This is a genomic window from Kitasatospora gansuensis (assembly GCF_014203705.1).
Taxonomy (GTDB): Bacteria; Actinomycetota; Actinomycetes; order Streptomycetales; family Streptomycetaceae; genus Kitasatospora; species Kitasatospora gansuensis.
This window is the reverse complement of record NZ_JACHJR010000001.1, coordinates 5,321,309-5,343,293: the sequence shown is the minus strand read 5'-3', so window position 1 is coordinate 5,343,293 and position 21,985 is coordinate 5,321,309. Positions and strand designations below refer to the sequence as shown.

Genomic DNA, 21,985 nt, shown 5'->3' with positions numbered 1-21,985 from the left:
AGCGTAGCGGCCGGGGGCGGGCGGTGGCACGGGTTTTCGGGGGTGGCACCTTTCCTTTCGAGCGATCGGATAGGTTTGCCTTACCTAATCCCGATTCGTACAAGGAGCAGCCCGTGGCCCCCTCCCCCGCCGACCGGACCCCCTTCCGTTCCTCCCGGCGCGGCTTCCTCGCCGTCGGACTGACCGGCGGTGCCGTGCTCGGTCTCGGCGGGCTGCTCACCGCCTGCGGCAGCTCGGGTGGCGGGTCGGGCGGCAGCGGGTCGGCGAGCCCTTCGGCGGGGGCGGGCGTGAACCAGAAGTCGGTCACCCAGGGCGGTGACGACTACGCCACGGTGATCGGGAAGATGAAGGGCTTCGGCACCGACGCGGCGGCCGGGGTCTTCCCCCGCACCGTCCGGCACGCGATGGGCAGCACCGAGATCCCGAAAAAGCCGGTCCGGGTGGTGGTGCTGGACACCGGCGAGCTGGACAACGTGGTGGCGCTCGGCATCCAGCCGGTCGGCGTCGCGTTCACCGACGGGTCGAAGACCATGCCCGGCTACCTCAAGGGACAGGCCGGCACCCCGGCCAGTGTCGGCACCATCTCCAGCCTCAACCTGGAGGCGATCGCCGCCCTCAAGCCGGACCTGATCCTCGGCAGCCAGCTGCGCGCGCAGGACCAGTACGCGGCGCTCTCGAAGATCGCCCCGACGGTGTTCTCGATCCGCCCGGGCTACCCGTGGAAGGAGAACTTCGTCCTCAACGCCGCACCGTTCGGCCTGGAGACGGAGGCCAGGGCCCAGCTGACGGCGTACCAGGCGGCGGCCAAGGAGATCGGCGCCAAGGTGAGCGCGCGGACCGGCGGCAAACTGCCGACCATCACACCGCTGCGCTTCATGCCGGGCAAGATCCGGCTGTACGCGGAGCTCTCCTTCATCGGCACCATGCTGGCCGACATCCCGCTGCCGCAGCCGAAGATCGAGCAGGTCAAGGAGCTGGCGGTGGAGGTCAGCGCCGAGCAGATCGACAAGGCCGACGCCGACTGGGTGTTCTACGGCGTGTACGGCTCGCCGAGCGCGACCAGCCAGGACGCGGTGCTCGGCGGCGCGCTCTGGAAGACCCTGGGCGCGGTCAAGTCCGGCCAGGCCAGGCCGGTCGCGGACGAGACCTGGTTCCTCGGCCTCGGTGTGATGGCGGCCAACGCGGTGCTGAAGGACCTTCAGGGCTTCGTCGCCCCGTAGTGCCCGCCGGTGGAGGTGACGGGGCGTCACCCCCACCGGACCGGGTCAGCGCGGCTGGTTGGGTACGTAGCCGAAGTGCACCGGCGTCACCGCGTCCCGCCCGGCCAGCCAGTCGTCCCGGACGCCGGCCAGCAGCTCGGGCAGCTTCGGCGGCCAGAACGGGTCGGCCGCCGGGGCGGACAGCTCCTCGGGCGTCCACCAGCGCCAGTCCAGGATCCCGTCGGCGCGGTGCATCTCGCTGACGTCACCGACCGGGCCGCGGCGCGGGCCGCGGCCGAGGTAGATGTGCTCGGACTGCCGGACCGGGATGCCGTGCCAGGTGAAGTCGTGCTCCCAGGTGCAGAGCAGCGGGCCGGGCTCGAGGTCGGTCCAGCCGGTCTCCTCCCAGAGCTCCCGCCGGGCCCCGGTGGTCGGGGACTCGCCGTCCTCGATGCCGCCGCCCGGCATGTTCCAGTGGACACCGACCTCGCTGTTGTCGGAACGCAGCAGGAAGACCGCGCCGCCGGGTTCCAGTACGGCGGTCCTGGCCGCGCGTCGTGGGGTTCGCATCCGGTCACCCTGGCAGAACGTCCTCGCGTCAAACCACTGGAATTCCGGTGGACAGGTTCTACCCTGAGCCGGTGATCATGCTGCCTGCCGACCCGCTGACCCCCGGCCGCCCGGACCCGCACTACCTCCCGGAGGCGCGCCGGGTGGAGGAGTTGAGCGGCGGGTTCGTGCTGCTCGACCACGACGCACTGCTCGCGGGGGACGTCCGGGCGGCGGTCCGCCGGGTGCCGGCCGGCGGCGGGCCGCTCTGGTACCGGGGCTGGATGGTGCCGGTCCCCGCGTACGCGGCGCTGGCCGAGGCGCTCGCCGAGCGCGGTCGGCCGCTGCTGACCTCACCGGCCTCGTACGCGGACGCCCATGAACTGCCCGGCTGGTACCCGGTCTTCGAGGGGTGCACGCCGGACAGCGTCTGGGTGCCGGGCCTGGCGGGGCCGACGCCGGAGCAGCTCGCCGAGGCGGCCCGGCAGCTGGGCGGGCACGGGCCCGCGATCGTCAAGGACTACGTGAAGTCGCGCAAGCACGAGTGGGCCGAGGCCTGTTACGTACCCGAGCTGGGCGATCGGGCCGGGCTGGCGCGGGTGGTGGGGCGGTTCGTGGAGCTCCAGGGGGAATTCCTGACCGGCGGGGTGGTGCTGCGGCGGTTCGAGGAGTTCCGGAAGGACACCAGCGGGCGGGCGGTGGAGGCCCGGGTCTGGTGGCTGGACGGCGAGCCGGTGCTGGTCGGGCCGCACCCGGACTGCCCCGACGCGGACGTCCGGCCGGAGCTCGACGGGATCAGGCAGCTGGTCCGGGCCCTGGGCTGCCGGTTCGTCACCACCGACCTGGCGCAAGCCGCGGACGGCGGTGCCTGGCGGGTGGTCGAGGTCGGCGACGGCCAGGTCAGCGACCTGCCGCGGGGGGCCGACCTCGGGCGGCTGCTGTCCTCGCTGCTCGCGGTCAGCGGGGGCTGAGGGTCCGGTAGTCCACGGTCGACAGCTCGGCGGTGCCGGTCCGCTGGGCCGGGACGAAGACCCGGGTGGCCGGCCGCCGCCGGGCGACCAACACCAGCGGCACCGCGACCGCGGCGAGCAGCCCGCCGAGCACCGCGCCCATCGCCGGGAACCCGGCGGCCGCCGACAGCGCCGTACCGACCACCGGGCCGCAGGCCACCCCGAGCGAGGAGGCCGAACTGGCCAGCACCGCCCACCGGCCGCCCTGGTCGAGCGTGGCCGCCAGGCCGATCAGGTAGGTGAGCACCAGCGGGTAGCAGGTGTTCCAGAGCACCTCGCCGAGGGCGAACGGGCCGACCGACTCGGCGCTGCCGGTCAGCAGCACGCAGAGCGCGATCACCGCCGTGCCGACGCCGACCGGCAGGGCCCGGCCGAACTGGGCACCGACGGCGCCGGCCACCGTCACACCGAGCAGTCCGCCGCCCAGCGCGAGCGCGAAGACCAGGCCCATGGTCTGCTCGGAGAGCCCGACCCGCCCCAGGCCGATCTGTCCGCTGACGCCCCAGAGGGCGTTCTGCGCCATCGACCAGAGCATCATGCCGCCCGCCAGCACCAGCCCCGCCGACCGCCGGGGCAACGCGGTCCGGGCCCTGGCCGGAGCCGGGTCCCGATCCAGCGTCAGCCGACCCGCCGTCAGCCAGGCCAGGGCCGCCCAGCAGGCCAGTGCAGCGAACGGCGGCGGGTGCCCGGCGCCGAGCCGGGGCAGCAGCAGGAAGAGCGCGGCGGCCACGCAGGAGGTGGCCAGCAGGCCGAGCGCGGAGCTGCGGTGCGGGTCGGCCGAGGCGGCCACCCCGACCGCCGCCACCGCCGTCGCGGCCCCCGCGCCGGCGCCGGTCAGCAGGCAGCCGGCCAGCAGCTGCGGCAGGGCGGTGGCACCGGACGCCAGCAGCGCGCCGGCGATCAGCAGCCCGAGCCCGGCCCTGGCCAGCCGGACCGACCCGAGAGCGCGGACCCGGCCGGCCAGCAGCAGGCCCGTCCCGGCCGAGGCGAGCAGCAGGGCGCTGCCGACCGCCCCGGCCTGAGGGGTGGTCAGGCCGAAGCCGGTCACCAGCCGGCCGACCACGGTCGGCAGCAGGTAGGCGGGCAGGTATCCGGCGGAGAACAGGGTCACCAGAGCGGTGACGGCAAGGCGCGCAGAGCTGCGCCCCGTCCGCGAAGACATGGGCATGGCCTCTCGACCAGGGTGGACCGGGGAGTCGCTCCCGGCCTCGTGCCCGGTCGCCCGGTCTGTCTATCAGCCGCACCTCGGGTGACGTCCCGTCAGAGCCGCTTCGCAATCGCCGGGCTGCACAGTTGCGTCCGGCCCGAGATCGCTCCGTGATCGAACGACCCCGACTCGGAACTCCGTGGAACCTTTGCCGGATCGCGCCCCTCCTGGCAGGACGACCGCATCCCGCGAAGGAGAACCGCATGACCGTCAGCAACCGTCCGATGCCGCACCTGGAAGGTGCGGAGCACCGCTGGGTGGAGGTCCGGGGCGCCCGGTTCCACCTCGCCGAGTTCGGCAGCGGCGAGCCCGTACTGCTGCTGCACGGCTTCCCGCAGCACTGGTACGCCTGGCGGCGACTGGTGCCGCTGCTCGCGGCCGACCACCGGCTGATCTGCGTGGACCTGCGCGGCTTCGGCTGGTCCGAGCAGACCCGGCGCGGCTACGACACCGACGCCCTCGGTGCGGACGTGCTCGCGCTGCTGGACGCGCTCGGCCTGGACCGGGTGACGCTGGTCGGGCACAGCTGGGGCGCCGGAGTGGGTTTCCGGATCTGCCAGCAGGCCCCGGAGCGGTTCCGCGCGTTCCTGGCGCTGAACATGGCCCACCCCTGGACGGAGCACCGTCAGGTGCTGCCCAACCTGTGGCGGATGTGGTTCACCGCGTTCATCGAGTACCCGGTGGTCGGGCGGCTGGTGCTGCGGCACTGGCCGGCCTTCACCCGCTACCTGCTGCGCCGGGGCGCCCCCGACCCGGACTGCTGGTCGGCGGCGGAGCTGGCCGAGTTCACCGAGGCGACCCGGTGCTCCGCCCGGGCCGGGCAGTCGCTGTTCTGGCAGTACGTGCTGCGGGACATCCCGGCGGGGCTGCGCGGGACGCACCGCCGGCGTCGGCTGGCCGTCCCCACCGTGGTGCTGGGCGGCAAGCACGATCCGGTGATCCCGCCGGCCCTGCTGCGCGGTGAGCCGAACGCCGACGACCTGACCGTGTCGGTGCTGCCCGGCGTGGGCGGCCATCTGCCCGAGGAGTGCCCGGAACAGGTGGCCCGGGCCCTGCGGGAGCTGATCGCCCGGACGGGCTGACGGAGGGTCAGCGCAGCCGGGCCCGGCGCTCCACCTCGCGGAGGAAGGCGCGGGCCCGGCGCTCGCCGATCAGACGTCGGTACCCGCGCTGCACCGGCCCGAGGGCGGCCGGCCGGAGCGCGCCGCAGACCGCGAACCGGGTGCCTTCCCCCTCGGACTCGGCGGCCATGCCCATGGTCACCAGCCGGGACTGCATCAGGCACCAGCCGGGCCCGAGCCGCACCTCGAACCGTCCCCGGAACCCGAGGGTGTCCACGGCCCGGGCCTGCTTGAGCTCGCTGTCCCCGGCCGGCACCCGGAACTCCCGGACGAAGGGGATCAGATGGGGCAGCTCGCCCTCCAGGTCGGCGACCACCGCCCAGACCTGCTCGAAGGGCAGGTCGAGCCGCCGCTCGGCGTACAGCGGGGCGCGCAGCCCGGCCGCCAGGACCCGCAGCCGGGCGATCCGATCCGGTCCGTTCACCGCGTCCACGCCTTCCGGAAGGAGGAACGGGCCCTGCTCAGCCGTGACTTCACGGTGCCCTCGGGTACGTCGAGCAGCTCGGCCATGGTGCGCTCGTCCAGCCCCTCCAGCTCGCGCAGCACCAGGACGGTGCGGTGCTGGACGGGCAGCCGGGCCAGCAGGTCCCGTACCTCGGTGGTCAGGTCGGTGCCGGCGGCGGGCAGCAGGTCCCGGAGCCGGGCGATCTGCTCGGGCTCGGCCGGGGTCTCCGCGCCGGTCCGCCGGGCCACCCGGACCGCCTCCCGGACGGTGACCGCGCGCACCCAGCCGTAGACCGCCACCGGGTCGCGCAGCCCGCGCAGACCGCGGAAGACGGCGAGCAGCGACTCCTGCACGGCGTCGGCGGTGTCGGCCGGGGCGATCGACGCGCACAGCCGGGTGACGTACGGGGTGATCAGCTTCAGCAGATCGTCCATGGCCAGGGCGTCGCCGCGCTGCGCCGCCCGCACCAGCGGCGCCGCCACGTCCCAGGGCCGCAGGTCGTCGTCCACGGTCGGAACCGTACTCCTGACCGTCCGTCAGCCTTCGGCCGGTCCGGCCTCCAGCTGCGCGGGTGCGGCCGCGGTGGGGCGACGGCGGCCGGGCAGCCGCATGGTGAGCAGCCGGGCGCGCGGGGCGAGCCGCCGGGCCATCGCGAACAGCGACTCGGTGCGGCTCCGGTCGGCGTCCAGCACCGTGAAGAGGTTGACGCCGAGGTAGAAGGTGATGGCGGCGTTGGCGAGGTCCCGGGGTGGGGTGAGCCTGGCCAGCGGGGTGCCGCCGATCACCCGCTCGAGCGTGGTCTCGACGAAGTTCAGCCAGGGTTCGGCGCGTTCGGAGACGGCGGTGCGCAGCTCGGGCCGGGCCAGGGCGGCGCCGACCAGTTCGGAGAACATCGTGAGGTGTCCGCCGTCGAGGTCGTCGCGGTAGATCTGTTCGGCGGCGGCGGTGAGCTCCTCCAGGGTGCGGACCTCCGCGACGGTGACCACGTGCCGGGCCATCCGGGCTTCGGAGACCCGGTCGAAGGCGGCCAGCAGCAGCGGGTCCACGCCGCCGAAGTGGTAGAAGACCAGGGCGGAGTTGACGCCCGCCTCCTTCGCGATCACCCGGGCGCTGGACCCCGCGTAGCCGTGGGTCCGGAGGACCCGCGTCGCGGCCTCGATCAGCCGTTCCCTGGTCTGCGCCCCGCTGTCCGCAGTCGCCGCCATGCACTTACCCCCCGTCGCTAGGTTCGTTCATCATACGGTTTAATCAGGTGATTAAACCGACCGATCAAGGGGTGGGACATGACCGAGGGTCAGAACGACGGCGACAATCAGGACATACCGGTCTACGGTGAGCCGGAGCGGAAGGCCCAGCACTCGGCCCGCCGCCGACTGGCGGTCGTGCTGGCCGCGCTCTTCCTGGCGATGCTCGGCTACAAGGTGCTGCACGCGGGCGGCCTGGAGCAGACCGCCCTGTTCTACGTCGGCCTGCCCGCCGTGATCGCGATCACCGTGGCGCTGAGTGCTCGACCGAAGAGCGCCACCGGCACCGCGATGGCCTCGGTCACCATCGGGCTGGCGCTGGCCGGTCCGCTGCTCAACGAAGGCATCATCTGCCTGCTGATCGCCGCGCCGCTGTTCTACCTGGTGGCGGCCTGCATCGGCTGGGCCGTCGACTACTCGCGCCGGCCGGCCAAGGAGCCCGGCGGACGGCAGCGCCTGAACGCCTTCGCACTGGCCCCGCTGCTCGGACTGGTCGCCCTCCAGGGCGCCGACGGCACGGTGGAGCGCGACAGCACGGTGACGGTCACCCGCACGCTGTCCGTGACGCCCGATCAGTTCGCCGCCGCGCTGGCCGCGCCGCCGGTCTTCGGCACCCCCCGCCCGGTCTTCCTCAAGGTCCCGTTCCCCCGGCCGCAGCAGGTCACCGGCAGCGGCCTGGCGGTCGGCGACGGGCGTCTGATCACCTTCAACCCGCGCAAGTCGCTGGGCATCGGGGCCACCCCCACGCCACGGTCCATGACGCTGCGGATCGCCGAAAGCGACCAGGGCCGGGTGCTGTTCCGGATCGAGCAGGACTCCACCACCGCCCGCTGGCTGAACTTCCAGACCTCCGAGGTGCGCTGGCAGCCGACCGCCGACGGCGGCACCCAGGTCTCCTGGAAGCTCGGCTACCAGCGCACCTTCGACCCGGGCTGGTACTTCGACCCGATCCAGAACTACGGCATGGAGCAGGCCGCCAACTACCTCGCCGACACCTTCGCCCCCGGATCATGACCACCGTCGACACCGGTCCGGCCCTGATCCGCGCCGCCTGCCTGTTCGGACCGCTGCTCGCGGTCGTGCTGGCGGCCGCCGTCCGGCGGCCGAGCCGGGCCGGCATCGCGGCCGCGATCGTCGGCGGGGCCTGGCAGCTCGCCCTGCTGCCCGCCGTCAACCTGCTGGCCGGGCAGCTCGGTTGGTGGAGCTTCCAGACCGAGGGCGGCACCGTCGCCGGACTGCCGGTCGACCTGCTGCTCGGCTGGGTCCTGCTCTGGGGCGTCCTGCCGCCGCTGGCCGCCGACCGGCTGCCGTGGCCGCTCACCGCCGCCCTGCTCGGCTGGCTGGACCTGGCCGCGATGCCGCTGCTCGACCCGGTGGTCCGGCTCGGCGGGCACTGGCTGACCGGCGAGTCGGTGGCCATCGCGCTCTGCCTGCTGCCCGGACTGCTGCTGGCCCGCTGGACCGCCCGCGCCGAACGGCTTCGGCTGCGCGCCGCCGGGCAGGTCCTGCTGGCCGCCCTGCTGATGCTCGCCCTGCCCGTGGTCGCGGCCGGGGCGCGGCTCCCGCACGGTGCCGCACTCAGCTCCGGTCTCCAGGTACTGGCCGTGCCGATGCTGCTCGGGGTCGCCGCCGTACGGGAGTTCGTGGTGCGCGGCGGCGGCACCCCGCTGCCGTACGACCCGCCGCACCGGCTGGTGACCAGCGGGCCGTACGCGTACGTGCGCAATCCGATCCAGGTCTCGCTGGTGCTCTGTCACCTGGTGCTGGCGGCGTTCACCTGCAACGCCTGGCTGCTGCTGGCGGCCGGGGTCAGCCTCGCCTACAGCGCCGGGCTGGCCGCCTGGCACGAGGGGGCCGAGCTCGGGCTGCGGTACGGGCCGGCCTGGGCCGAGTACACCGCCGGGGTCCGCTCCTGGCTGCCCCGGCTGCGCCCGTGGCCGGGCACCGCTCCGGCCGAGATCCACGTCGCCCAGACCTGCGGGGTGTGCAGCGGCGTCGGCCGCTGGATCATCGCCCGCTCGCCGGTGGCCCTCACCGTCCGCCCGGCCGAGGAGCACCCGGCCGGACTGCGCCGGATCACCTACGAGTCGGCGGACGGCCTGGAGCGCGCGGAGGGCGTGGCCGCGCTCGGCCGGGCGCTGCAGCACTTCCACCTGGGCTGGGCACTGCTCGGCTGGGTACTGCTGATCCCCGGGCTGGCCTGGTTCGCCCAGCTGGTCGCCGACGCCACCGCCGGTGGCCCGCGCGAACTGCGGGCACCGGCGGGGCGCTGACCCGCCGTCAGACCCGCTGTTCCTGGTGGCTGTCCGCGACGAAGGCCCGCCAGAGCCGGGCGTACGCGCCGTCCTCGGCCAGCAGGCCGGCGTGCGTGCCGTCCTCGACCACCCGGCCGTGGTCCAGCACCACCACCCGGTCGGCGCGCTCCGCGGTGGTCAGGCGGTGGGCGATCACCAGGGTGGTGCGGCCGCCGCTGATCCGGTCGGCGGCGCGGTTGACGGCGGCCTCGGTGGCCAGGTCGAGCGCGGCGGTGGCCTCGTCCAGCAACAGGATGTCCGGGTCGACCAGTTCGGCCCGGGCGAGCGCGATCAGCTGCCGCTGCCCGGCGGAGAGGTTGCGGCCCCGGCCGGCGACCCGATGAGCGTAACCACCCGTCAGCCGGATGATCATCTCGTGCGCGCCGACCGCCTTCGCGGCCGCCTCCACCTCCGCGTCGCTCGCCTCCGGCCGGCCGTACGCGATCGCCTCGCGCACCGTGCCCGCGAACAGGTACGCCTCCTGCGGGACCACGCCGAGCCGGTGCCGGTACTCCGCCAGGTCGTACGCGGCGATGTCGGTGCCGTCGATCCGGACGGTGCCGCCGGTCGCGTCGTAGAACCGGGCGACCAGCTTGACCAGAGTGGACTTGCCCGCGCCGGTCTCGCCGACCAGCGCCACCGTCTGCCCGGCCGGGATGTGCAGGTCGATGCCGGTCAGCACGTCGGAGTGCCCGTCAGCACCGCCGTGGTAGGCGAAACTGACGTCCTGGAAGGTGATCTCGCCCCGCAGCTTCTTCACCGGCAGCGGATCCGCCGTATCCGGGGTGCTGGTCGGGGTGCGCAGCAGGTCGCGGATCCGGCCGAGGCCGACGGCGGCCTGCTGGTACCCGTCGAAGATCTGCGAGAGCTGGTTGACCGGGGCGAAGAACAGGTCGATGTAGAGCAGGTACGCGACCAGCGCGCCGATCGTCAGGGTGCCCGACTCGACCCGGGCGGCACCGGCGATCAGCACCAGCGCGGCGGCGGCGCTGGACAGGAACTGCACGAACGGGAAGTACAGCGAGATGTACCACTGCGCCTTGACCCGCGAGTGCCGGTAGGCCAGCCCGCTGGCCACGAACCGGTCGGTGTTGACGGTCTGCCGGCGGAACGCCTGGACGATCCGCATGCCCGCGACGTTCTCCTGCAGCTCGGCGTTGACCGTGCTGATCAGGTCCCGGGAGACCTGGTACTGGGTGCTGGACTTGCGGCGGAACACCAGGGTGGCGACCGCCAGCACCGGCAGCACCGCGAAGACCATCAGGGCCAGGCCCGCGTCGATCACCAGCAGCGCGGCGAAGATGCCGAAGAAGGTGAACAGGCTGACCACGGCGGTGACCACACCGGTCTGCAGGAAGCTCGACACCGAGTCGACGTCGGTGGTCATCCGGGTCATGATCCGGCCGGACAGCTCGCGCTCGTAGTAGTCCAGGCCGAGCCGGTTGAGGTGCGCGAAGATCTTCAACCGCAGGGTGTAGAGCACCCGTTCGCCGGTCCGGCCGCTGACCCGGGCCTCGGCGGTCTGCACCACCCAGTCCAGCAGCACGATCGTCAGGGCGAGCAGCGAGGCGGTGGCGACCCCGGCCATCGCGGCCTTGCTGACGCCGTCGTCGATGCCGTGCCGGATCAGGATCGGCAGGGTCAGCCCGGCGGCGGCGTCCAGCGCGACCAGCAGCAGGGCGACGGTGAGCGGCGCGCGGAACGGGGCGAGCAGCCGGCGGAGGCTGAAGTCCGGGTCACCGGCCTCGGCCTGCTCGACTGGGATGTCGGGGGTGTCGGTGGCCGGGGGCAGCGCCGCGACCTGGGCGAGCAGCGCCGGGTCGGTGCCGCTCGCCGCCTCGGGTGCCTGCTCGGGGGTCTCCTCCTCGGGGACCGCGTCGACGATCGCGTCGGGGTCGCTGATCAGGGCCCGGTACTGCGGACATCGGGCGTCGAGCTCCTCGTGCGTACCGAGGTCGACCAGCCGGCCGCGCTCCAGCACTGCTATCCGGTCCGCGAGTTGCAGGGTGGAGCGGCGGTGCGCGATCAGCAGCGTGGTGCGGCCGGCCATCACCCCGCGCAGGGCCTGGTGGATCTCCGCCTCGACCTGCGGGTCCACCGCCGAGGTCGCGTCGTCCAGCAGCAGGATGCGCGGGTCGCTCAGGATCGCCCGGGCCAGCGCGATCCGCTGCCGCTGGCCGCCGGACAGGGTGAGGCCCTGCTCGCCGACCTTGGTGGCGTAGCCGTCCGGGAGTTCGCGGATGAACCCGTCGGCCTGCGCGGCCCGGGCGGCGGCCTCGATCTCGGCCTCGGTGGCCTCCGGGCGGCCGTACGCGATGTTGCTGCCGACGGTGTCGGAGAACAGGAAGCTGTCCTCGGGCACGATGCCGACGGTGGCCCGGATCGAATCGAGCGTCAGCTCCCGGACGTCGTGACCGTAGAGGCGGACGGCGCCCTCGGTGGCGTCGTAGAAGCGCGGCAGCAGCTGCGCCACGGTCGACTTGCCCGAGCCGGAGCCGCCGACCAGCGCCAGCGTCTCGCCCTCGGCGAGCCGGAAGCTCAGCTTGTGCAGGACGGGAGTGGCCTCGCCGTACGCGAAGTCGACCTGGTCGAACTCGATGGCGGGGGCGGGGTTCGGTGCTGCCGTGGTCAGGTCGACGGCGTCCGGACGCTCCTGCACCTTCGGACGCTGGTCGACGAGTTGGAGCACCCGCTCGACCCCGGCCCTGGCCTGCTGGCCGACCGTGATCACCATGGTCAGCATCCGGACCGGGCCGGTGAGCTGCGCCAGGTAGGTGGAGAAGGCGACGAAGGTGCCCAGGGTGACCTGGCCCCGGACGGCCAGCCAGCCGCCGAGCGCCAGCACCGCGACCTGGCCGAGGGCCGGGATGGCCTGCATCGCCGGGGTGTAGAGGCTGTTCAGCCGGATCGAGCGGAGCCGGGCGCCGAACAGCTCGCGCGAGGCGCGCTCCAGCTTGCCCCGCTCCTGGGCCTCCTGGCCGAAGCCCTTGACCACCCGGACGCCGCCGACCGCGCCGTCCACCACCCCGGCGACTGCCGCCGCCTCCTGCTGGGCGGCCCAGGTCGCGGGGAACAGCCGCTTCCGGCTGAGGGTGGCGAACCACCAGAGCGCGGGGCCCATCACCAGCGCGACCAGGGTCAGCGGCAGCGAGAGCCAGAGCATCACCAGCACGGACATGCCGAACATCAGGACGTTGCCGGTCATCATCGGCAGCATCGACAGCAGGCCGACGATCAGCTGCAGGTCCGAGGTCGCGCGGCCGACCACCTGACCGGTGTCCAGTCGGTCCTGCCGGTCACCGTCCAGCCGGGTGAGCGAACGGAACAGGTCGGACCGCATCTCGTGCTGGACGTCGACGGCCAGCTGCCCGCCGTAGTAGCGGCGGACCTGGGTGCAGACCAAGACCAGCGCGGCCGCCACCAGCAGGGCCACGGCCCACGGGGTGAGCGGCCGGGTGTGGGTGGTGATCACGTCGTCGATGATCACCTTGGTGATCAGCGGGACGGTGGCGGTGACGGCCATGCCGACCAGCGAGGCGCCGAAGGAGAGCAGCACGTTACGGCGGTGCCGCCAGCTGTAGCCGACCAGCCGGCGGAGCCAGCCCTGCCCGGCTGTGGATTCGTCAGATCCGGGGGCTCCGTGCTCTCTGGGTGCTCCGTGCTCTCTGGGTGCTCCGTGCGATCCGTGAGTCTCAGACATATTTAGGGATACTAACCATTTCATCGTCCGCCCCCCATCGCTTTTCGACGGGCACGTATCGGACCGAACAGCTCTCCGGCCGAGCTGCTTCCCGTCCCGACCAGGATGCCCCTCCGGGGCACCCGGCCGGACCAGGCGAGCGGACTCTGTCCAGCCCTCCATTGGACCTAGTACCGCAGCGGTGCTAGGCGCCGCTCGGGCGGGCTGCCTGACTCGGGAGGGGAGCCCCGGCCTTGCGGACGTGCAGGACGGTGGCGTCCAGCGGGAGCGGGGAGGTGTCCACCAGGGTGAGGCCCGCGTCGGCGAACAGGCGGGCGTAGTGGTCGGCCCGGCGTTCGCGGCCGCCGACGTTGCAGCGCATGTGGAGGTCCCAGGCGGTGGCGAGGGAGGGCGAGTCGTCGGCGGGGAGGATCCGCTCCACGACGAGCAGGTCGGCGTGGGCGGCCATCGCGCGGGCGCAGTGCCGCAGGATCTCCCGGCACCGATCGTCGTCCCAGTCGTGCAGGATCCGGGAGAGCAGGTAGACGTCCCCGCCCGCCGGGACGTCGGCGAAGTCGCCCGCCACGTACCCACACCGGTCGCCGTGGCCGGCCGCGTCCAGGGCGCGGCGGGCGGCCTCGACCGCGTGCGGACGTTCGAGCAGTACCCCCTTCAACCCGGGGTGGGCGGCGAGCAGGCGGCCGAGCAGCTCCCCGTTCCCGCCCGCGACGTCGACCACGGTGGCGGGGGCGGATGCCCGGGCCGCAGCTGTGACGACGGGGTGGGTGGGGAGCGGGTCGAACATCCGCGAGCTCGCGGCCATCGACTCGTCGAAGAGCGCGGCGAGCTCGGGATCCCGGGCGAAGTGGTCGAAGTGGTTCTCGCCGTGCAGGTGGTCGAAGGCGGTCTCGCCCGTCCGCACCGTGTGTCCGAGGGCGGCGAACGACCGGTAGAACGGCCCGCCGTACAGCAGCGCGAGCGGACGCATCGAGGCCGGGACGTCGGTGCGCAGCAGGGCGCCGGTCTCGGTGAGCCGGTAGCCGTCCCCGTCGGCCGACACCACGTCGAGCATCGCGAGGTAGCGCAGCAGGGAGACCAGGGTGTCCGGGTCGGCACCGACCGCCCGGGCCAGCTTCGGTGCGCCGAGCGCGGTGTCGGTGTCGAGGGCGTCGGGCAGCCCGAGTTCGGCGGAGACGGCCAGCGCCTGGGTGGTCCACGCCCCGGTCAGCAGGCGCAGAAGCGATTCGGCGGGCCGGCCGGCTCGGTAGCGGGCCAGGTGGGCGGCGAGCACGTCGGGGTGTTCCCCGGGAACGTACAGCTCCAGCCGCCGGTACCCGGTCTTGGAGTCGGCGGGCGCCGTGAAGTAGAGGACGGTGCCGTCCTCGTGCGGGTTGTAGCCGCCACCGTCGGCGGCGGCGCCGTGCCGGGTGAGCAGCGCGCACAGTCCGCGCAGCACCAGCGGGTCCGACTGCTCGACCTCCAGGGCGAGATGGGCCTCGTGGTCCCGGCTGCGCTCGTGCTCGGCCAGGTCGGTGAGGTCCGAGCCCGGCGGGACGAGCAGGGCGAACACCTCGACCGTACGGTCCGATCCGGACACCCGTGGGCGGAGGATCCGCACGTCCAGCTCGGCCGGATCACACCCGTGCCGGGCGGCCAGGCGGTCACGGACGACCACGCTGGGGCGCGCCGTCGCGTCGGGAGGCAGTCCGCTGTCGGCGAGGAGGGCGCGCAGCGCCTCGGTGGAGGACGGGAAGACCAGCAGGGCCGCGTGGGAGAACCGGCAGCGGTCCATCAGCGCGCGCAGCTCGAGGGCGTCGAGCCCGGGGAGGAGGAGCGGCAGCAGGGTGGCGGTGTCCTGCGCCCGGACGAAGCCGACCGTCTCGTTTAACTGGTCCAGGTCGGTGGGGTAGGTGGTGGTGGTCATGGTGACGGGTCCTCATTTCTGGGGTGGGGCGCGACTTCTGGGGTGGGGCGCGACTTCTGGGGGGCGCCGGCCCTCGGGGCGCCGGTTTCGGGCATGGCGGTGCCACGGAGGTGGTGGTTCGGGGGAAACGATTCTCCGGACGGAGGGTCAGACGCCGACGTCAGACGCCGACGTAGTGCTCGGCAAACCAGTCCTGGTGGCTGCGCGAGGTGCGCAGGGAGTCCAGGCGTGAGCGCCGCAGGGCGTCCTGGAACGGTGCTCCGGCGTCGTGGCCGGGCGTGGTGTGCAGGAGGCGGACCATCCAGTTCGAGAACTCCTGCGCGCGCCAGATGTACCGGAGGCACCGCTCCGAGTAGGTGGCCAGCCCGCCGCCATCGCCGTGCATCAGGTCCGCGACGAGCGCCTCGGCCAGCAACTCCGCTTCCAGGACAGCCAGGTTGGCCCCCTTGGCCGCCGACGGGCTGAGCAGGCTCGCGGCGTCACCGGCGAGGATCAGCGAGCCGTGGCGCAGCGGTTCCAGCACGTCGGACTCCAGGTCGACCACGGCACGCTGGACGATCGGGCCCCGGTGCAGCGGACCGTGCTCGGTGGCCCGCATCCGCAGCTCCAACTCCGCCCAGATCCGCTCCTCGGACCAGGCTTCGGCCGCGCTGCCGCGCTCGGTCTGGAGGTAGTACCGGGTGACCGAGGGGGTGCGCGCCATGTGTCCGGCGAAGCCCTGGGGGTGAACGGCGTAGCCCACGGCATCCAGGCTCGGCGGCGCCTCGGCGAGCAGACCGAGCCAGGAGATGCCGTGGTCGTGCCGGTGGTGGCGGAAGCTGCCCGGTGGGAGCGAGCGGCGGGCCGCGCCGTGCCGCCCGTCGCAGCCGGCCACGTACCGGGCCTGCCAGGTCTCCTCCCGGCCGCCGGACTCGCGGACGGTGACCCGGGGGCGGCTGGTGCCGATGTCGGCGACGGCCTGTGCCTCGGTGCCGAAACGAATCTGCCCACCGGCCTGCTGGTAGTGCGTCAGCAGGTCCGCCACCAGCAGGTGCTGCGGGTAGACCGTGTGCCGCTCGCCCAGGCCGAGCCCGCCGTAGTCCAGCCGGAACCGGCCGTCCTCGGTACGGAACTCACAGACCGCGTGCTCCTTGCCGTGCCGGCGCAGGCCCTCGGCGAGGCCGTGCCGATCCAGCACCCGCACCGTGTTGGCGGCCAGGAACCCGGCCCGGGACCTCGCGGTCAACTGGGCCCGGGTGGCGCGTTCGAGGATGACGCAGTCCACCCCGGCCGCGAGCAACAGGTTGCCCAGCACCAGCCCGGCGGGCCCGGCTCCGAGGATGACCACGTCAGCCGCGTGGCGCACAGCTCCGATGATCTGACTCTCCGTCATGAAAGTGGATCATAGGCAATCGCCAAGTCGGCCAACGGGAAAGTTCACCCGTATGCACGCACCGGATCCGCAGACCGCTCTGGCGGACGGCCGCGCCCCACTCCGCTGCGCCCTCCTACTGCGCTGCGCCCTGCTCGGCGGCGGCCGTGAACGCGCCCTGGGCCAGACCGCGCAGCAGGCCCGCCATGGCCGGCCGGGACAGGCCGGTGCGGTCGGCGCTGTGCGGGGTGGAGTTGAGCAGACCGAAGACGGCGTGCACGGCGGTCCGGGCGGTGGGCTCCGCGGTCGGCTCGGCCAGGGCCGGGTAGGTCCGCCGGACCACCTCGACCCACAGCTCGAGGTAGGCGCGCTGGAGGCGGCGGACCCGGCGGCGGTCCTCCTCCTTGAGGTGCAGCAGCTCGCGGTCGTGCAGGGTGATCAGGTCGCGGTCGTCCAGCGCGAAGTCGACGTGCCCGACGATCAGGGCGTCCAGTGCGCCGTCCGGGGCGGTCGCCTCACCCGCCCGGCGGCGGCCCTCCTCCAGAAGACGCTCGCTGATGCCGATGAGCAGATCGGCGAGCATCGCGTCCTTGCCGGAGAAGTGGCGGTAGAGCGCGGGACCGCTGATCCCGACCGCCTTGCCGATCTCGTCCACGCCCACGCCGAGGAAGCCACGCGCGGCGAACAGCCGGGCCGCTTCCTTGCGGATCTGGTCGCGACGCGGGACTGCGGGGGTTGCTGGGACGTTCGGCATGCCACCCATCGTAGACAGTGGGGTTATCCATGGTTAACCTGAGCCCACGAGTTAACGCTCATTAACCTTGGGCGGATTCGGGTGTCGGGCTACCCGTTCGACCGCCCGTCCCGTCCGCTCTCCGAGGGCAAGGGAGCTCTTGGGATGGCCATCTCCACCGTCGGTCCGCTCGCCGGTCCGTTTGCGGGCCCGTTCGCCGGGCCTGCTGCTGCTCAGCCGTCGGCCGCACCCGTCGATCCGGCTGCGGCGCCCGCACCCCGGCTGACCAGCGCGGCCGACCCCGGCTCGGAGGCGTACCGGGCCAACACCGCCGCCCACCGAGCCCTGGTCGCCGAACTCCGCGAGAAGCTTGCGGCGGCGGCCCTCGGCGGCGGCGCCAAGTCCCGCGCCCGGCACACCGCGCGGGGCAAGCTGCTGCCGCGCGACCGGGTGGACACCCTGCTCGACCCCGGCTCCCCCTTCCTGGAGCTCAGCCCGCTCGCGGCGGACGGCCTGTACGACGGGGCTGCCCCGGCGGCGGGCGTGATCGCTGGCATCGGCCGGGTGGCCGGGCGCGAGGTGGTGGTGGTCGCCAACGACGCCACCGTCAAGGGCGGCACCTACTACCCGATGACGGTCAAGAAGCACCTCCGGGCCCAGGAAGTGGCGCTGGAGAACCAGCTGCCCTGCATCTATCTGGTCGACTCCGGCGGCGCCTTCCTGCCGATGCAGGACGAGGTCTTCCCGGACCGCGACCACTTCGGCCGGATCTTCTACAACCAGGCCCGACTGTCCGCCGCCGGCATCCCGCAGATCGCGGCGGTGCTCGGTTCCTGCACGGCGGGCGGCGCGTACGTCCCGGCGATGAGCGACCAGGCGGTGATCGTCCGGAACCAGGGCACCATCTTCCTGGGCGGCCCGCCGCTGGTGAAGGCCGCGACCGGCGAGGTGGTCACCGCCGAGGAGCTGGGCGGCGGCGACCTGCACTCCCGTACCTCGGGCGTGACGGACCATCTGGCCGAGGACGACCCGCACGCCCTGGCCATCGTCCGGACCATCGTGGCCGGGCTCGGCGCCCGGCCCGCCAAGCCGTGGCCGCTCTCGCCGGTCGAGGCCCCCGCGGTGGACCCGGCCGGACTGTACGGCGCGGTGCCGGTGGACCCGCGGACGCCCTACGACGTCCGCGAGGTGATCGCCCGGCTGGTGGACGGCAGCCGGTTCGCCGAGTTCAAGGCCGAGTACGGCGCCACCCTGGTCACCGGCTTCGCCCGGATCCACGGTCACCCGGTCGGCATCGTCGCCAACAACGGCGTGCTGTTCGCCGAGTCGGCGATGAAGGGCGCGCACTTCATCGAACTGTGCGACCAGCGCGGCATCCCCCTCCTCTTCCTGCAGAACATCACCGGCTTCATGGTCGGGCGCCAGTACGAGGCGGGCGGCATCGCCAAGCACGGCGCCAAGATGGTCACCGCCGTCGCCTGCACCCGGGTGCCCAAGCTGACGGTGGTGATCGGCGGCTCGTACGGCGCCGGGAACTACTCGATGTGCGGCCGGGCGTACTCACCCCGCTTCCTGTGGATGTGGCCGGGCGCCAAGATCTCGGTGATGGGCGGCGAGCAGGCCGCCTCGGTGCTGGCCACCGTCCGCCGGGACCAGTTCGACGCCCAGGGCGAGGAGTGGCCGGCCGAGGCCGAGGAAGAGTTCAAGCGGCCCGTCCGGGAGCAGTACGAGCGGCAGGGCAACGCCTACTACGCGACCGCCCGGCTCTGGGACGACGGCGTGATCGACCCGTTGGACACCCGTACCGCGGTCGGCCTCGCGCTGACCGCCTGCGCCAACGCCCCGCTGGCCCCGGCCAAGCCGTACGGGGTCTTCCGGATGTGACGCCCGGTCGGCTGCCCGCCGCTCGGCCCGCCCTGCTGTTCTCCTGATCTTGATCTTCCGACTCGGAGGAACACCTCCCATGTTCGACACAGTTCTGGTCGCCAACCGAGGCGAGATCGCGGTGCGGGTGATCCGCACCCTCCGCCGTCTCGGCGTGCGCTCGGTCGCGGTGTTCAGCGACGCGGACGCCGACGCACCGCACACCCGGGCGGCCGACCTGGCCGTCCGGCTCGGCCCGCCGGGGCGCAGCGACAGCTCGGCGGCGGAGACGTACCTCCGCACCGACCTGCTGCTGGACGCCGCCCGCCGCAGCGGGGCGCAGGCCGTCCACCCCGGGTACGGTTTCCTGGCCGAGAACCCGGCCTTCGCCCGGGCCTGCGCCGAGGCCGGTCTGGTCTTCATCGGCCCGCCGCCGGCCGCGGTGGAGCTGATGGGCGACAAGATCAACGCGAAGCAGGCGGTCCGGGCCGCCGGCGTACCGGTGGTGCCCGGCAGCCAGGGCGGCTCGCCGACCGACGCCGAACTCACCGCCGCCGCGGCCGAGATCGGCTACCCCGTGCTGCTCAAGCCCTCGGCCGGTGGTGGCGGCAAGGGCATGCGCCTGGTGCACGACCCGGCCGAGCTGGCCGGTGAGCTGGCCGCCGCCCGACGGGTCGCCCGGACGGCCTTCGGCGACGACACCCTGCTGCTGGAGCGCTGGGTCGACCGCCCTCGGCACATCGAGGTACAGGTCCTGGCCGACACCCACGGCCGGACGGTGCACCTCGGCGAGCGCGAGTGCAGCCTGCAGCGCCGGCACCAGAAGCTGATCGAAGAGGCGCCCTCCGTTCTGCTGAACCCGGAGACCCGGGAGGCGATGGGTCTGGCGGCCGTCCGGGCAGCCCAGGCCTGCGGCTACACCGGCGCCGGGACGGTGGAGTTCATCGTGCCGGGCATCGACCCCGACGGGCCGGCTCCGGACGGTGTCCTGGACTTCTTCTTCATGGAGATGAACACCCGGCTCCAGGTGGAGCACCCCGTCACCGAACTCGCCGTGGCCGTCCGGGCCGACACCCCGGCCCCCGAGCGGCTCGACCTGGTCGAGTGGCAGCTGCGGGTCGCCGCCGGTGAGGAGTTGACGTTCGATCAGTCGGAGATCTCCTTCCTGGGCCACGCGATCGAGGCCCGGATCTGCGCCGAGGACCCCGAGCGCGACTTCCTGCCCACCGGCGGGCGGATCCTGCTGCTGGACGAGCCGACCGGCGAGGGCATCCGAGTCGACTCGGGCATCCAGCCGGGCACCGAGATCGGGAGCCTGTACGACCCCATGCTGGCGAAGGTGATCGCGTACGGGCCGGACCGCCCGACCGCGCTCCGCCGCCTGCGGGCCGCCCTGGCGGACACCCGGGTGCTCGGTGTCACCACCAACACCGGTTTCCTCCGACGCCTGCTCGCCCACCCCGACGTGGTGGCAGGCCGACTCGACACCGGGCTGGTCGAGCGCACCGTGGAGCGGACGCCCGAGGCACTGGCCTCCCCTCTGTTGCGTGAGCTGTCTGACCCCGCCGCCGAATCGGCCGAGAGTCTGTACTACGCGGCCGCGCTGGCACGGCAGTTGGGCCTGACCCCCGCCACCGCCCCCGACGGCTGGACCGACCCGTTCGCCGTACCGTCCGGCTGGCGGCTCGGCGGCGGCACCGCCTGGACCACGCACCGGCTCAGGCTCCCGGGGCACGACCCGGTCACCGTCCTGGTCCGCCCCGCCACCGTCGACACCCCGTCGGAGGCCGGGCCGGAGTTCGGGCCGGAGTTCGAGATCCGGATCGGCGATCAGGGCCAAGTACGGCTCGCCCGCGTCACCCTGACGCCGGGACGGCTGCACCTCACCGTCGACGGCCTGCGGACGACCTTCGCCTACACCACTGACACCGGCACCGGACCGGCGCAGTGGCTCGGGGTGGACGGGGACGCCTGGGCGGTGCACCCGTACGACCCGGTGGTCGACCGGGCGGGCGCGAGCGCCGCCCACCACGGTGGCCTGACCGCACCGATGCCGGGCACGGTCACCGTGGTCAAGACCGCCCTCGGCGAACTGGTCCGCCGTGGGCAACCCCTGCTGGTTCTGGAGGCGATGAAGATGGAGCACGTGATCACCGCACCGCACGACGGCACCGTCAGCGAGCTGCGGGCCAGCGCCGGGGCCACCGTGGCGATGGAGGAACTGCTGGTCGTGGTGGAGCCCGTCGAGGACACCGTCGAGGAGCCCACCGGGGCTGCGTCATGAGCCAGCCCACCGGAACGCCGGCCACCCATGAGCCCGACGCACTCGAACTGGGACTGCCCGCCCCCGTACCGGAACCCGGCCTGCCCGGTCGGGTCAGTATCCACGAAGTCGGGCCTCGTGACGGTCTCCAGAACGAGAGTTCACTCGTACCGGTGACGGTGAAGGCCGAGTTCATCGCCCGGCTCGCCGCCGCCGGGCTGCGCACGGTGGAGGCCACCAGCTTCGTGCACCCCAAGTGGGTACCGCAGTTGGCGGACGCCGAGGAGCTGATGCCGCGGCTGACCGGACTGCCCGAGCAGTACCCCGGGCTGCGGCTGCCGGTCCTGGTGCCGAACGAGCGCGGCCTCGACCGCGCGCTCGCCCACCACGCCACCGAGATCGCCGTGTTCGCCAGCGCGACCGAGACCTTCGCCCGCCGGAACCTCAACCGGACGGCGGGCGAGGCCCTGGAGATGTTCCGGCCGGTCGTCGAACGGGCGGGTGCGGTCGGCGTGCCGACCCGCGGCTACCTGTCGATGTGCTTCGGCGACCCGTGGGAGGGGCCCGTCCCGACCGCCCAGGTGGTCGACTTCGGGGTCCGGCTGCTCGAGCTCGGCTGCACCGAGCTGAGCCTCGGCGACACGATCGGGGTGGCCACCCCGGGTCAGGTCGGCGCACTGCTCCAGAGCTTCGCGGAGGCCGGGGTCCCGATGGCCAGGATCGCCGTCCACTTCCACGACACCTACGGCCAGGCGCTGGCCAACACGCTGGCCGCGCTGCGCGCCGGGGTCACCACGGTCGACGCCTCGGCGGGCGGCCTGGGCGGCTGCCCGTACGCGAAGAGCGCCACCGGCAATCTGGCCACCGAGGACCTGGTCTGGATGCTGCACGGCCTCGGCATCGAGACCGGCGTCGACCTGCGGGCACTGGTCTCCACCAGCGCCTGGATGGCCGGGCAGCTCGGCCGCCCCAGCCCGTCCCGGGCGGTCCAGGCCCTGGCCGGCCGGCCCGTCTGAGCCGTCCCCCTCTCGACCGGGCTGCGGCCCGGTCGAGCCCCCATCCCCCTTCTTCGGCTCCGCAGCCGCCTCGATCCAGGAGGATCA

Annotated in this window: 17 protein-coding genes; 8 read left to right on the top strand and 9 right to left on the bottom strand. The window is 73.4% G+C overall.

Annotation, left to right across the window (positions count from 1 at the left end):
• Positions 1 to 113 precede the first annotated feature (113 nt).
• Positions 114 to 1,220 carry an ABC transporter substrate-binding protein gene (locus F4556_RS23880; protein WP_313068551.1) on the top strand — a complete coding sequence of 369 codons (1,107 nt, stop codon included), beginning with the start codon at positions 114 to 116 and terminating at the stop codon, positions 1,218 to 1,220.
• 45 nt (positions 1,221 to 1,265) lie between these two features.
• On the opposite strand, the gene F4556_RS23875 is transcribed toward F4556_RS23880, so the two are convergent.
• Positions 1,266 to 1,769 carry an NUDIX hydrolase gene (locus F4556_RS23875; protein ID WP_184919384.1) on the bottom strand — a complete coding sequence of 168 codons (504 nt, stop codon included), beginning with the start codon at positions 1,767 to 1,769 and terminating at the stop codon, positions 1,266 to 1,268.
• A 77-nt stretch (positions 1,770 to 1,846) separates the two neighbouring features.
• Between F4556_RS23875 and F4556_RS23870 the strand changes: the two genes are divergently transcribed.
• A complete protein-coding gene (locus F4556_RS23870; RefSeq protein WP_184925079.1) occupies positions 1,847 to 2,719 on the top strand; it encodes an ATP-grasp domain-containing protein in 873 nt (290 codons plus the stop codon).
• On the opposite strand, the gene F4556_RS23865 is transcribed toward F4556_RS23870, so the two are convergent.
• Complete coding sequence (locus F4556_RS23865) at positions 2,706 to 3,869, bottom strand: MFS transporter (RefSeq protein ID WP_184919382.1); 1,164 nt, start codon at positions 3,867 to 3,869, stop codon at positions 2,706 to 2,708. The two genes, F4556_RS23870 and F4556_RS23865, sit on opposite strands and share 14 nt — an antisense overlap.
• A 299-nt stretch (positions 3,870 to 4,168) precedes the next feature.
• On the opposite strand from F4556_RS23865, the gene F4556_RS23860 reads away from it, so the two are divergent.
• The gene (locus F4556_RS23860; RefSeq protein WP_184919380.1) at positions 4,169 to 5,047 is read left to right on the top strand and encodes an alpha/beta fold hydrolase; all 879 of its coding nucleotides are present in this window, start codon (positions 4,169 to 4,171) and stop codon (positions 5,045 to 5,047) included.
• A gap of 7 nt (positions 5,048 to 5,054) precedes the next feature.
• Here the strand turns inward: F4556_RS23860 and F4556_RS23855 are convergent, their stop codons facing one another.
• The 3 genes from F4556_RS23855 to F4556_RS23845 all read right to left on the bottom strand — a co-directional run bounded on the left by F4556_RS23855 (position 5,055) and on the right by F4556_RS23845 (position 6,736).
• Entirely contained in the window at positions 5,055 to 5,510 is a 456-nt protein-coding gene (locus F4556_RS23855) for a hypothetical protein (RefSeq protein ID WP_184919378.1), read from the bottom strand.
• Positions 5,507 to 5,965, bottom strand: coding sequence for an RNA polymerase sigma factor (locus F4556_RS23850; RefSeq protein ID WP_184925077.1), 459 nt, complete (start codon positions 5,963 to 5,965; stop codon positions 5,507 to 5,509). Before F4556_RS23850 ends, F4556_RS23855 begins: the two co-directional genes overlap by 4 nt.
• Before the next feature lie 102 nt (positions 5,966 to 6,067).
• Positions 6,068 to 6,736 carry a TetR/AcrR family transcriptional regulator gene (locus F4556_RS23845; RefSeq protein ID WP_184919376.1) on the bottom strand — a complete coding sequence of 223 codons (669 nt, stop codon included), beginning with the start codon at positions 6,734 to 6,736 and terminating at the stop codon, positions 6,068 to 6,070.
• A gap of 78 nt (positions 6,737 to 6,814) precedes the next feature.
• Here F4556_RS23845 and F4556_RS23840 point away from each other — a divergent pair, with 78 nt between their 5' ends.
• Together F4556_RS23840 and F4556_RS23835 are read left to right on the top strand one after the other, a co-directional pair.
• Positions 6,815 to 7,789, top strand: a complete 975-nt coding sequence (locus F4556_RS23840; RefSeq protein WP_184919373.1) for a hypothetical protein — start codon at positions 6,815 to 6,817, stop codon at positions 7,787 to 7,789.
• Positions 7,786 to 9,048 (top strand): methyltransferase, encoded by a 1,263-nt coding sequence (locus F4556_RS23835; RefSeq protein WP_184919371.1) that lies wholly within the window; start codon positions 7,786 to 7,788, stop codon positions 9,046 to 9,048. The genes F4556_RS23840 and F4556_RS23835 overlap by 4 nt, the downstream gene beginning before the upstream one ends.
• Positions 9,049 to 9,055: 7 nt before the next feature.
• Here the strand turns inward: F4556_RS23835 and F4556_RS23830 are convergent, their stop codons facing one another.
• The 4 genes from F4556_RS23830 to F4556_RS23815 all read right to left on the bottom strand — a co-directional run bounded on the left by F4556_RS23830 (position 9,056) and on the right by F4556_RS23815 (position 16,777).
• Positions 9,056 to 12,769, bottom strand: a complete 3,714-nt coding sequence (locus tag F4556_RS23830) for an ABC transporter ATP-binding protein (protein ID WP_184919369.1) — start codon at positions 12,767 to 12,769, stop codon at positions 9,056 to 9,058.
• A 184-nt stretch (positions 12,770 to 12,953) separates the two neighbouring features.
• The gene (locus F4556_RS23825) at positions 12,954 to 14,672 is read right to left on the bottom strand and encodes a methyltransferase (protein WP_184919368.1); all 1,719 of its coding nucleotides are present in this window, start codon (positions 14,670 to 14,672) and stop codon (positions 12,954 to 12,956) included.
• A 160-nt stretch (positions 14,673 to 14,832) separates the two neighbouring features.
• Positions 14,833 to 16,044: a 4-hydroxybenzoate 3-monooxygenase gene (locus F4556_RS23820; RefSeq protein ID WP_184919366.1), complete on the bottom strand. Its 1,212-nt coding sequence runs from the start codon at positions 16,042 to 16,044 to the stop codon at positions 14,833 to 14,835.
• Positions 16,045 to 16,159: 115 nt separating this feature from the next.
• Positions 16,160 to 16,777 carry an SACE_7040 family transcriptional regulator gene (locus F4556_RS23815; RefSeq protein WP_184919364.1) on the bottom strand — a complete coding sequence of 206 codons (618 nt, stop codon included), beginning with the start codon at positions 16,775 to 16,777 and terminating at the stop codon, positions 16,160 to 16,162.
• A 144-nt stretch (positions 16,778 to 16,921) separates the two neighbouring features.
• Between F4556_RS23815 and F4556_RS23810 the strand changes: the two genes are divergently transcribed.
• From F4556_RS23810 to F4556_RS23800, 3 genes are all read left to right on the top strand, one after another.
• On the top strand, positions 16,922 to 18,640 hold the full coding sequence (locus F4556_RS23810; RefSeq protein WP_246511077.1) for a carboxyl transferase domain-containing protein: 1,719 nt from the start codon (positions 16,922 to 16,924) through the stop codon (positions 18,638 to 18,640).
• A gap of 79 nt (positions 18,641 to 18,719) precedes the next feature.
• Entirely contained in the window at positions 18,720 to 20,903 is a 2,184-nt protein-coding gene (locus F4556_RS23805; RefSeq protein ID WP_184919362.1) for an ATP-binding protein, read from the top strand.
• Complete coding sequence (locus F4556_RS23800) at positions 20,900 to 21,898, top strand: hydroxymethylglutaryl-CoA lyase (protein WP_184919360.1); 999 nt, start codon at positions 20,900 to 20,902, stop codon at positions 21,896 to 21,898. Before F4556_RS23805 ends, F4556_RS23800 begins: the two co-directional genes overlap by 4 nt.
• Positions 21,899 to 21,985: the final 87 nt, after the last annotated feature.